Below are 10252 nucleotides of genomic sequence, written 5' to 3' on the forward strand. Positions count from 1 at the left end.
ACCGCCGGGAACCGATCTGTTCCGGCCGGCCGAGAGCAATTCAAAGTGATGAATGAGTTTGGCGGGAACCATTGACCGCGAGAAACAATCAAATCTCGCGCGATCGCGCCTTTGTGTCGGTGACGGTACGGAGTGGCGCCAGGTAGGCGGCGGGCGGAGCGCGGGGCGGAGGCGCCTCGGCGCGACGTTGCGCAGACATTTGCGCGCCCAAATAAATCAATGACCGACAATGTTAAGAAGCGAATAAATCCCGCCGACAAAGCTACTTTCGCAGGGCGCATTGCGGTATCGGAGCGAGGCTCGACCCCGGCCGTCCGCCGCGCGTCAGCCGGGCCGGGCCGCCTCGTCGCCGGTCCGGTGGCGCCGCTGCCACTGCCGGCTCAGGCGGCCGAGGCGCTGCGGGTCGGAGATGCCGCGCAGCACCGCGATCCGGCCGTCGCGCGGCTCCATCACCACGACGCCGACCACCCGGTCACCGAGGACGGCGACGAGCGCGGGGCCGCCGTTGACCAGAGCGGCGCGCAGCTGCGGTGACCCGCCGACCAGTCGCTGTATGGCCGCCGTCGGCCGCAGCGCGGCCCGCAGCGCGGCGGCGATCCGCTCCGGCTTCGACAGCCGCGCCCATCGGCGCACCGGACCCGCACCGTCGGAGATCGCGGTCGCATCCTCGGTCAGCAGCGCGACGAGCCGGTCGACCCGGCCGGAGGCGGCGGCGGCGAGGAACGCCTCGACCACCCGGCCGGCGGCGGCGTCGTCGAGGCCGGTCACGACGCGCGCGGCCGCGACCCGGCGCCGCGACCGGTGGGCATGCTGCTGGCTCGCCGACTCGGTGATGTCGAGCATCGCGGCGATCTCGGCGTGGCTGTAGGCGAACGCCTCGCGCAGCACGTACACCGCCCGCTCGACCGGCTGGAGCCGCTCCATGAGCGTCAGCACCGCCATCGTCACCGACTCGCGCTGTTCGACGGTGTCCGCCGGGCCGAGCATCGGGTCGCCGTCGAGCAGCGGCTCCGGCAGCCAGTCGCCGGCCGCACGCTCGCGCCGAAGCTGCGCCGAGCGGAGCCGGTCGAGCGACACGTTGGTGAGCACTCTGGTCAGCCATGCCTCCGGCACCTCGATGTGCTGCCGTTCGGCGGCGTGCCAGCGCAGGTAGGTGTCCTGGACCGCGTCCTCGGCGTCGGCGGCCGAGCCGAGCAGCCGGTAGGCCAGCGAGGCCAACCGGCGCCGGTTGGCCTCGAACCGCTCCACGGTGGCGGCGTCCATCCGGGTCACACTAACCGGCGACCGCCGCCGGGGCGGGCCGCTCGTCCGTCGCCAGGCGGCGCCGGCGGGCCGGTAGCCCGTAGGTGGGATGGCTCATGTTCCAGGCCGAGCCGCGCAGGACGAACGCCTTGAACCGGGCCGCCGGGCGCCCGCGCAGCGACCACGGCCGGGCCCGGGCCGCGTCGTCGACCGCCTGGAAGATCGCGTCGCCGCGGCCGAGGCTGACGCAGTTGCCCAGGTAGCCGAGCGCGGTCGTCGCAACTGTGCGCCCGGTGAGCCCGCCGATGATCGCCGCGGAGGCCTGCATGCGGGTGAACCCGGCCGACGCGCACGACATCGGCAGCGGGCGGCCGTTGTCGCCGATGGCGTACGCGCTGTCCCCGGCCGCGTAGACGTCCGGGTGCGAGACGGACCGCATCATGCGGTCGACGACGATCCGGCCGCCGGCCTCGACGGCCAGGCCCGCGGCGGCGGCGATGGGGGACACGGCGAAGCCGGCCGCCCAGACCGTCACGTCGGCGGCGAGCACCCGGCCGTCGGCGGCGACTGCACCGCCCGGCCCGACCCGGCCGATGGTGGTGTGCTCGTGCACCGCGATGCCGAGCCGGTCGAACGCGCGCAGCAGATGCCGGCGGCACTTCGCACTCAGCCCGCCGCCCAGCACGTCACCGGTGGCCAGGGCGACCCGCAGCCCGGGCCGGCCCTCGGCGAGCTCGGTAGCGGTCTCGATCGCCGTGTGGCCGCCGCCGACGACCAGCACGGCGCCCGCCCCCGCGAGCTCGTCCAGCCGCCGGCTCAGCCGCCGCGCCGCCGGCCGCCCCGCGACGTGGAACGCATGCTCGGCCACGCCCGCGACCCTCCGGTCGTCGATACCGCTGCCAAGTGCGAACAGCAGCGTGTCGTACTCCAGCTCGCCATCGGCCACGCTGACGACCCGCCGCCGCGGGTCGACGGCGTGGACGCGGGCGATCCGCAGCCGCACGCCCGTGCCCGCCAGCATGGTCGCGAGCTCCCGGACCGCGACGGCCCGACCGGCCGCGACCTGGTGCAGGCGCATCCGCTCGACGAAGTGCGGCTCGGCGTTCACGAGGGTGATCTCGACGTCGTCCGGGTGCAGGCGGCGGGCGAGGGTTCCAGCTGCGGCGAGGCCGGCGTATCCGGCTCCGAGGACGGTGATGCGATGCCGCATGTCGGTGCTCCTGTCTGTTCGCGTGCCCTCCGAACGAAACAGCGGCGCGATTCCTGACAGATCCGGCTGTGACCTGCGCCACCCGCAATCCGGTCGCTCGCAGCGACGACCCGCGTCGGGCGATCTCCCGGCCGACCTCGCCGAGGAGTTGGTCTGACCGCAAGAACTCGCGAATCGCCTGAGTCGCCGCGAAACGGGTCGAAGCCCCGCTTTCGGGCGCCTGTCGATGATTCATTTCATTCACAATGTCGGATGTGTCGATGGGAGTTGCAGTCCGGCTCGGCGTGGCGTTCTCGACCGACCGCGTGTCCGCCATGATCGGCTGGTCGGACGGCACCGCGATGGTGCTGCCACTCGACGATGTGCCACTCGTCGACACGGACAGCGCTGGTGAGGACTGGGCGGCCGACGCGCTGGCCCGGGTGATCGAGGATGCCGACGCGGCGGCGGGTGCGCTGGTCGGGGCGGTGAACGTGGTCGTGCCGCCCGGGTGGTCGCTGCGGCGGCGGGAACAGGTGCGCACCGCGGCCGGGCTGGTCGGCCTGCAATCGGTCCAGGTGGTGCCGGCTCCGGTCGCGGTGTGCTGGCACGTCCTCGCCGGCGGCGTCGATCTGGCGCCGGGAGCGCGGGTGCTGATCTGCGACGCCGGGCCGGGCGGCTCGGCGTCGGTCGTGCGGCGTGACCGCGACGGTGGCTTTACGACCATGTCCAGTGTGGACGCGGCGACCGTGACCGCCGGGACACCGGACGACGGCACCTCGTTGTGGGTGGTGGCGGAGATGGCCCGCCGGGCGATGGCGGGAGCCGACCTGCCGGCCGGCGCGCCGGACCTGGTGTGTGTCCTCGGGCCGGGCGCCGAGCGGCTGGAACTCGGCCGGGCCCTGCAGGCCGCGACCGGGGTGCAGCCGATGCTGGTGGTGGAGGCCGAGCTCGCGGCGGTGCTCGGCGCCGTGCAGGGCCCCGGCCCGGCCGGCGAGGCGCCGCCACCACCGTTGGAGGGCTGGCGGGACATCGTGGCCACAGCGCTGCCCGGGGTGTTCTCGGTGCTGCTGTTCTGGCAGTTCATGACCGGGTCGGAGCGGTACGGGCCGCGCGAGAAGGTGTATGCGCCGGGGATGTTGCTGGCCTCGTGGGGCGGCCTGGCGGTCGCGTCGGTGTTCGCGCTCCTGGCCGTGGCCGGCGGTGCGCTGCTGTGGACCGCGCTGCGGCACGACCCGTCCGGCGCGCCCGAGGGCGGGGGAGTGGCGGCGCCGGCACGGCACCGGCTCACGGCCCTCGCGATCGTCGGCGGAGCCGGTGGCGGGATGATCGCGGCGGCGGTGTACGCGCTGATCGCGGCCGGGTACTTCGACCTTGACATGTGGCCGCTGCTGCGCTGGTCGGTGCTGCCGATCCTGCCCGCCGCGCTGGGCGCGTCAGTGGTGGCCGTCGCGGTGTGGCGGCGACCGGAACCGCCGCACGGGTCGTGGCCGGTATGGCTGCGCTTCCCGCCCTCCGCGGTCGCGCTGGCCGGGACCGGCATGCTGCTCATCGCGTTCGACGAGACCCACAGCCCGTCGCAGCTGATGCCGCTGATGCAGCTGGTGCACCTGTGGATTCCGGCCCACGAGACGACGATCATCGGCCCGGTCGGGCGGATCGGCGGCCTGTGCATCGGCGCCGCCGTCGCGTGGCTGCTGTCCGCCAGCGTCTGGCGGCGGCTCCTGTTCGGGGCGGCCCTGGCCGCGCTCGTCGCCGCGGTCCTGTCGTGGCGCAGCAGTGGCGCCGTCGCAGTCGGCTTCTGCCTCGTGGTGGCCGCCTGGTGGGCGATGCGGGCGGCTCAGCTCATCCTGCGGCCGCTGCTCTTCACCCCGCCGCCACCCGCAGCCGCGCAGCCGACCGGAAGGCCACAGTGATCCGCCGGCGCCCGCGCCGCCGACGCCTCGGCGTGCTGCGCCGCACGGCCCGCGCCGGGCTGGCCGTGCTCGGGCTCGCCGTGGTGCTCGCGGTGCTGCCGGCCGGGCTGCTCGCGATCCAGCAGCGCATGATCTGGGACTGGCCGGCCCTCGCCGTCCAGATGCTGTCGCCACAGGGCGCGGTCCTCGCCGCGCTCGCCGTCGGCTGGCTCGTGTGGCTGCTGCTCATCCGGGCCATCGTCCTCGACCTGGTCGACGCGGTCCGGCACCGCCGCCACACGCCGCGGCTGCCGATGCCGCTGCACACCGCCATCGCCGCCGCCGCCGGCGGCATCCTGCTGGCCATCGAGACCGCCCGCAGCGGCACCACGGCAACCGCTGTACCGCCGGCGCACACCGCACCGATCGTCGCCGCCGACACGGCGGCCGTCCGGCCCGGCCTCGACCTGCCCGGCGGCTGGCTCCCGATACCCGTCGCCGCCGCCACCGGCGCGGCCCTCACCCTGTGGTGGACCCGACACCGCGACAGCTACACGCCCGGCCCCACCCACGGCGCCCACCGCGGCGACGCCGACCTCGCCGTCCCAACTACCGTCGTGGACCGGCTGCCACCGGCCGACACCGGCAATGGCTGGTCAATCGCCTGTGTTGTTCCGGACGGTACCCAGGTCGGGCTCGTCGGCCCGGGCGCCGCCGACGCCGCCCGCGGCCTGCTCATCGCCGCCGTCACCGACACCACCGGCGGCACACCGACCGTGCAGCTGACCATGGCGGGCGCCGCCGCACTGCTCGGCACACAGGTACGGGCCCGCGACACCACCCGGCTGCAGATCACCGCCACAGGCGACGTGCCCCGATTCAGTACCGGCGGCCGGTCGGTAGTTCTGGGACCGACTGACGGCGCCACGGCCTGGTACGTCGCCGCCGACGGGACCCTCAGCGCCATCAGCGGCACCCCGCCCATCGCCGACCGGCTGCCGATCCTCGACCAACCCACCACGAACGGACTGCTGACGGCGTTCGGCCTGCTCACCGCCGCCCGCCCCGAGCCCCCGCCACGAGCGGCACCCACCAGGCCGGCTGAACCGCGGCCGCCGCTACGCCTGGATGTGTTCGGTCCGCCGGTCCTCGTCCGGTACGACCAGGGCGGCGAGCGCCCGGTCCCGATCCGGCGCACCGCCGCGTGGCAGATCCTCGTCCTGCTCACCGTCCACCGCGACGGCCTGACCGTCGCCGACCTCAAACACGCCGTCTGGTCCGACGTCTCGCAAGCCGCCGCCGACCGCCGCTTCTATACCACCATCTCCGAACTGCGCACCACCCTCCGCGACGCCGCCGGCCAACCGGTCCTGCACCACGCCGACCAGCCCGCGACCCGCCGCCGCGACGAACGCCGATACCACCTCGACCCGGCCGCGGTCACCACCGACCTGTGGCACTTCCACGACCTGCTCGACACCGCCGCAACCACAACCGACCCCGAGCAACGCCGAAAGCACCTGCACACCGCCGCCCAGATACCGCCCGGCCCGATCGCCGAACGCTGGCAGCAGCCCTGGGTCGTCGCCGCCCGCGAACGTCAGGCCCGGCACCTCCTGGATATCCTCACCGAACTCGCCGACACCGAGCCCCACCCCGCCACCGCCATCACGCTCCTGCATGAGGCGCTGCGCCTCGCCCCGGCGAACCAGGCCGTCCACCGCCGGCTGCTGACCCGCCACGCCGCCTCCGGCGACCACGAGGGCCTGCGCCGCGCCGCCACCGCACTGCACAAGCAACTGACCGCGACCCGGACGGAGCTCGACCCGGACACCGTCGCGCTGCTCACCGACCTCGGCATCGCCCACCACGACGCACCGCGACCAGCGACCGCTGACACGAACGGACGACGGCATGACCAGCGAACGGACCAGCGTCGGCGCATCGAGCCCCGCGCCGGACGATGACGACCGGCCACCGGTCGTCGTGCCCTACGGCACGACGACAACGCGCCTCGCCACCGCCGGGCACCGCATCCGGCTGCCGCACCTGCCCCCGGCCGCGGTCCCGCCGCTCACACGCGCCGCGGACCGGCACGAATCGGTACCCCGCCCCGGACGGCGCCGGACCGTCCAGGCCGTCGCCGCGGTCGTGACCCTGGCCGTCGCTGTCGGCGGCTGGCTGGTCGTGCGCGCCTCGACCGGCCCAGGCCCCGTCGAGGTCGTCCGAGAGCTGTACGACAGCCTCGCCGCGCACGACATCAGCCGCTGGTCGACCTTCGACCGCTGCAACAACAACCCGATCTGCGGGACAGGCGCGCTCAGTCACGGCTACCAGGCACCACAACAGGTCACTTTCAAACAGGACCGCGCCGACGGCGGCAAAGGCGCCGTCGTCACCGCCACCTATGACCTCGGCGGACAGCACATCACCGACCGGGTGGTCCTCGAATACAGCCGCACCGGCCTGTTCGGCGGGTCCTGGTGGATCAGGACCGTGCCGACCACGACGCTCACCATTGCCGGTCCGTCCCCGGCGCCGGTCAACATCGCCGGCATCACACTCCAGCCCAAGCAGCTGACCGCAACACTCACGTTCACCGCGCCGCCCGGCCTGTACACCATCAGCCGTGCCGCGACCCCGCTGATCGCACCCGCCGAAACCACAGCCGTCGCCGGCCCCGGTCAGGCTGCCGCCGTCACGCTCCCCGCCGAACCGGTGACGACGATCGCCGAGGACACCGACCGGCTCATCCGCGACCGAATCGACGAATGTGTGGCCCAACACCGTTTCCAGCCCGACGTCGACCCTCGCTCGCCGTTACACAGCTGCCCGTTCGACTACTACCCCAAGCAGATCATCACGGACACGCCAACCTGGACCGTCCAGCAGTACCCGCGGGTGACCCTGACCCCCACCGGCGACGGCAACATCAAGGTCACCACCACCACACCCGGCACGATCACCCTGCACTACCGGTGGACGATGTTCTACCAGGACCCCCGCGACTGGACCGACGTCGACGTAACCCAACCCCTCAAGGCCAACGGCCAGATCGCCAGCATCGACGGCGTGCTGCAGTGGTATCTGTGATGACCGGACGATCTGGTCGCCGGCCTACGCCGACCTTCGCATCGCGTTCGCGGACGACCTACGACGTGCAGTCGGCTTGAAATGTCCAGGCGATGCATCGCTCGTGCAGTTCATCTCGGGTCCCCAGGTCGTCCTGCTTCGCTCGCTCGAGCCAAGTGCCGAGCATCAGTCGTAAGAATGGAAGCCTGCCGATGTGATCGGCGATCAATCTTCGGCGTCGGTCCGTGCACGGCCACGGTTCGCCGCAGGCCTGACACTCCCACGATGGGCGCTTCCAGACGTGCCGGACTCCCATGCTGTCGGTCATGGCGAAACCCTCCCCGTTCAGTGAGGGTGGCGCCCACGGCTCGCAGCACACGTGAACGCCACCCCCGATGCGACGACCATATCCCAACCGGTACACGGTGGTCCATGGCAGGGCATGGTGGTATATCACTCGCCGAGGTCGCCTAATGTACGAAGGGTGATTGATCTCGAAGGGCCCGACCCGCTGTACCTTCAGCTGGCGGCCGTTCTTCGTGAGCGAATTGCCTCAGGTGCGTATCAGCCCAACCGGCCGATCGCGAGCGTGGCGGAGCTCCAGGAAGAGTTCGGTCTGGCGCGAGGCACGATCCTGAAGTCGATCGACGTACTGAAGTCCGAAAAGCTGGTTCGGGCTGTGCCTGGGCGGGGAACGTTCGTGACGCCGTCGGCCTAGGGAGCCGCATTGGGTGACGTCACGAGCTGTGATCGCGCCATACCACCGGAATTGGTATCGACCTGCAGGTGTTCGTCTACGACTGCGCGGACGCGGACGACATCCGGCAGGTGGGGCACGTCGTCAATCCGGTGTTGCAGACCGCGTCCGCGCTCGGCGGCGCGTCCGACGGTGACGAAGGCCGCCTGTCGGTGCCCGGGCCGCGCGTCGCTGCGCCGGCCGGCGATCGCGACGGTCACCGGCGCCGACATGCACGGCAGCCCGGTCACGGTGACCGGGACAGGCCAGATCGCGGCCCGCGCCCATCTGGAGGCGTTGCGGCCGATGGTCGAGCACGCCCTGCACCGCGCCGGTGCCGGCTTCGGTGACATCGGCGCGGTGGCCGCCACGGCGGGGCCGGTCCTGGCCACCGCGGTGCAGATCGGCTTCGCCGCCGCCAAGGCCGACGCGCTCGCCCTCGGCGTACCGCTCTACGGGTCCACCACCTGGCCGGCCACACCGCCGTCGACATCCTGGAACACGGCCCGCTGCCCGAGCGGTGTGTCGCCCTGGTCGTCTCCGGCGGGCACACATCCCTGCTGCTGCTCGGCGACCTGGCCCGGGATCCGACCCGCCATCGCCGGGCGTTTTCCGAGGTCGCCCGGCGACGGCGAGTGCTGGCAGGGTCAAGCCGCGGTGCAGCTCACCGAGGGAGTTGAACCGGAACTTCCTGAGCCGACGAACCCGAAGGTGGTGCTCGCCCCGGCAGCGAGGGAGCCGTTGTAGGAAACGTTCTTCGCGGTGACCGAGGCGCCGCTGCTCGTGATGGCGGCGTTCCACGATGAGCTGATCGTCTGGCCTGCGCCGAACGTCCAGGACGCCGTCCAGCCCGAGATGGCCGAAGCGCCGGCCGTGATCTTCACCTCGGATTGGAAGCCGCCCTGCCATGACCCCGTAAGGGTGTATGTCGCCGAGCATCCACGCGTGCCGCCGCCCGAGGGGGTGGAGGGACTCGCCGAAGACGGCCGCGGCGAGGTGGTGGTCGGCCGGCTGCCGAAGATCGACGCCTCGCGCGCCGTCTGCTTGATTCCGTTGGACCCGTTGAACAGGCGGGTGCCCCAACTGGTCAAGCTGTTGACGTTGAACCCATTGGACTGGTCGAGATAGGCGACGTCGCTGCCGTTGCCGCTCCACGACCATCCGAGGTAGCCGACGCCCTGGGCCTGCGCGGTCGACATGATGGTGTCTTCGTCGATGTCGCCATAGTTGTCCTTCCAGCCGAACTCGCCGATGACGAGTGGAAGGCCGGCGCTCTTGAAGGCACTCACGTAGGACGTGATGGCGGAGGCCTGAGCGTACTGGGAGTACATGTGCACCGAGAAAATGGTGTTGCGCTGGCTGTCGGCGTTCTCCACCGTGGCGGCATTGCTGCGCATCACCCCTTGGTTGTCCTGGCCCCAGTTCGGTGCGTCGACCATGAGTGCGTGCTGGAAGCCGGCGTTGCGCATGGCCTGCACCGCACTGACCGTGGCGGCGGTCCAGTTCGAGGGGTTGGTGTTGCCGTAGGGTTCGTTGCCGATGTTGATGATGACGTAGCTTTCCTGCCCCTGCAGGACGCTCTTGATGCTGGTCCAGTAACTGACCGCCTGCGAGAGGCTGTAGGCCGCGCCGTCTTCACCGTAACCGGTGGTGTCATGGTCCTCGAGGACACAGATCAGTCGGTTTTGCTTGCAGAGGGAGATGACGTTGGCGACATCGCTCGCGCTGTTCGCCGACCACCGGCCGCCGCTGAGCACCACGCGGACGGTGTTGGCTCCCAACGACTTGATGTTGCTGAAAGCCCCGGTGTGGCTGGCGTACCAGGCGTGGGCGTGGCTTGTGCCACGCATGACGAAGGTGCTGCCGTTGGCCTCGACGATGTTCGTGCCGCTCACCCGGATACCGGCAGCGGCCATGGCCGGTTGCACGTTCACGAAGGTCGCCACTCCGAGTGCCAGCACAAGCGCACCGGCGAGGTACAGACGTCGTTTCACGGTTTCACCTCACGAGATGGTGGATGGGAGTGTTGCCGGTCCGCTTGGATGAACTTCGCCGCGCACGGATCTTCTGGGCAGCGGATTTGTACAACCAGCGGTCCTTTGTACAGCCGTTTCGGCC

General features: G+C 71.6%; 9 protein-coding genes and 1 pseudogene. 5 read left to right on the plus strand and 5 right to left on the minus strand.

All coding sequences use genetic code 11. The features are described from left to right. Positions 1-324: 324 nt before the first annotated feature. Complete coding sequence (locus ACIA8L_RS53940) at positions 325-1263, minus strand: sigma-70 family RNA polymerase sigma factor (RefSeq protein WP_395917707.1); 939 nt, start codon at positions 1261-1263, stop codon at positions 325-327. A 10-nt stretch (positions 1264-1273) separates the two neighbouring features. Next, positions 1274-2452, minus strand: a complete 1179-nt coding sequence (locus tag ACIA8L_RS53945; RefSeq protein ID WP_395917709.1) for an NAD(P)/FAD-dependent oxidoreductase — start codon at positions 2450-2452, stop codon at positions 1274-1276. A gap of 260 nt (positions 2453-2712) precedes the next feature. Between ACIA8L_RS53945 and ACIA8L_RS53950 the strand changes: the two genes are divergently transcribed. From ACIA8L_RS53950 to ACIA8L_RS53965, 4 genes are all read left to right on the plus strand, one after another. Then, the gene (locus tag ACIA8L_RS53950) at positions 2713-4347 is read left to right on the plus strand and encodes a hypothetical protein (protein ID WP_395917711.1); all 1635 of its coding nucleotides are present in this window, start codon (positions 2713-2715) and stop codon (positions 4345-4347) included. Further along, positions 4344-6293: a hypothetical protein gene (locus ACIA8L_RS53955; protein ID WP_395917713.1), complete on the plus strand. Its 1950-nt coding sequence runs from the start codon at positions 4344-4346 to the stop codon at positions 6291-6293. Before ACIA8L_RS53950 ends, ACIA8L_RS53955 begins: the two co-directional genes overlap by 4 nt. Beyond that, the gene (locus ACIA8L_RS53960; protein ID WP_395917714.1) at positions 6241-7419 is read left to right on the plus strand and encodes a hypothetical protein; all 1179 of its coding nucleotides are present in this window, start codon (positions 6241-6243) and stop codon (positions 7417-7419) included. The genes ACIA8L_RS53955 and ACIA8L_RS53960 overlap by 53 nt, the downstream gene beginning before the upstream one ends. A gap of 463 nt (positions 7420-7882) precedes the next feature. After that, a complete protein-coding gene (locus ACIA8L_RS53965) occupies positions 7883-8116 on the plus strand; it encodes a GntR family transcriptional regulator (RefSeq protein ID WP_395917715.1) in 234 nt (77 codons plus the stop codon). Here the strand turns inward: ACIA8L_RS53965 and ACIA8L_RS53970 are convergent. Next, positions 8113-8367, minus strand: a complete 255-nt coding sequence (locus ACIA8L_RS53970) for a hypothetical protein (protein ID WP_395917717.1) — start codon at positions 8365-8367, stop codon at positions 8113-8115. The genes ACIA8L_RS53965 and ACIA8L_RS53970 overlap by 4 nt on opposite strands. Positions 8368-8440: 73 nt before the next feature. Between ACIA8L_RS53970 and ACIA8L_RS53975 the strand changes: the two are divergent. Continuing rightward, positions 8441-8533, plus strand: a pseudogene (locus ACIA8L_RS53975) (hypothetical protein); the annotation flags it as partial. A 53-nt stretch (positions 8534-8586) separates the two neighbouring features. On the opposite strand, the gene ACIA8L_RS53980 reads toward ACIA8L_RS53975, so the two are convergent. Continuing rightward, positions 8587-8733 carry a hypothetical protein gene (locus tag ACIA8L_RS53980; protein ID WP_395917759.1) on the minus strand — a complete coding sequence of 49 codons (147 nt, stop codon included), beginning with the start codon at positions 8731-8733 and terminating at the stop codon, positions 8587-8589. 48 nt (positions 8734-8781) lie between these two features. Then, complete coding sequence (locus tag ACIA8L_RS53985; protein ID WP_395917719.1) at positions 8782-10128, minus strand: cellulase family glycosylhydrolase; 1347 nt, start codon at positions 10126-10128, stop codon at positions 8782-8784. Between the last annotated feature and the right edge of the window lie 124 nt (positions 10129-10252).

The sequence above is a fragment of the Dactylosporangium sp. NPDC051541 genome, assembly GCF_044454505.1.
In the GTDB taxonomy this organism is placed as follows: Bacteria; Actinomycetota; Actinomycetes; order Mycobacteriales; family Micromonosporaceae; genus Dactylosporangium.

Excerpts from the sequence above, each read along its gene's own strand:
- ACIA8L_RS53980 (WP_395917759.1), bottom strand. The coding sequence starts at position 8,733 with ATGGCGGGTCGGATCCCGGGCCAGGTCGCCGAGCAGCAGCAGGGATGT.
- ACIA8L_RS53945 (WP_395917709.1), bottom strand. The coding sequence starts at position 2,452 with ATGCGGCATCGCATCACCGTCCTCGGAGCCGGATACGCCGGCCTCGCC.
- ACIA8L_RS53950 (WP_395917711.1), top strand. The coding sequence starts at position 2,713 with ATGGGAGTTGCAGTCCGGCTCGGCGTGGCGTTCTCGACCGACCGCGTG.
- ACIA8L_RS53960 (WP_395917714.1), top strand. The coding sequence starts at position 6,241 with ATGACCAGCGAACGGACCAGCGTCGGCGCATCGAGCCCCGCGCCGGAC.
- ACIA8L_RS53940 (WP_395917707.1), bottom strand. The coding sequence starts at position 1,263 with ATGGACGCCGCCACCGTGGAGCGGTTCGAGGCCAACCGGCGCCGGTTG.
- ACIA8L_RS53970 (WP_395917717.1), bottom strand. The coding sequence starts at position 8,367 with ATGTCGGCGCCGGTGACCGTCGCGATCGCCGGCCGGCGCAGCGACGCG.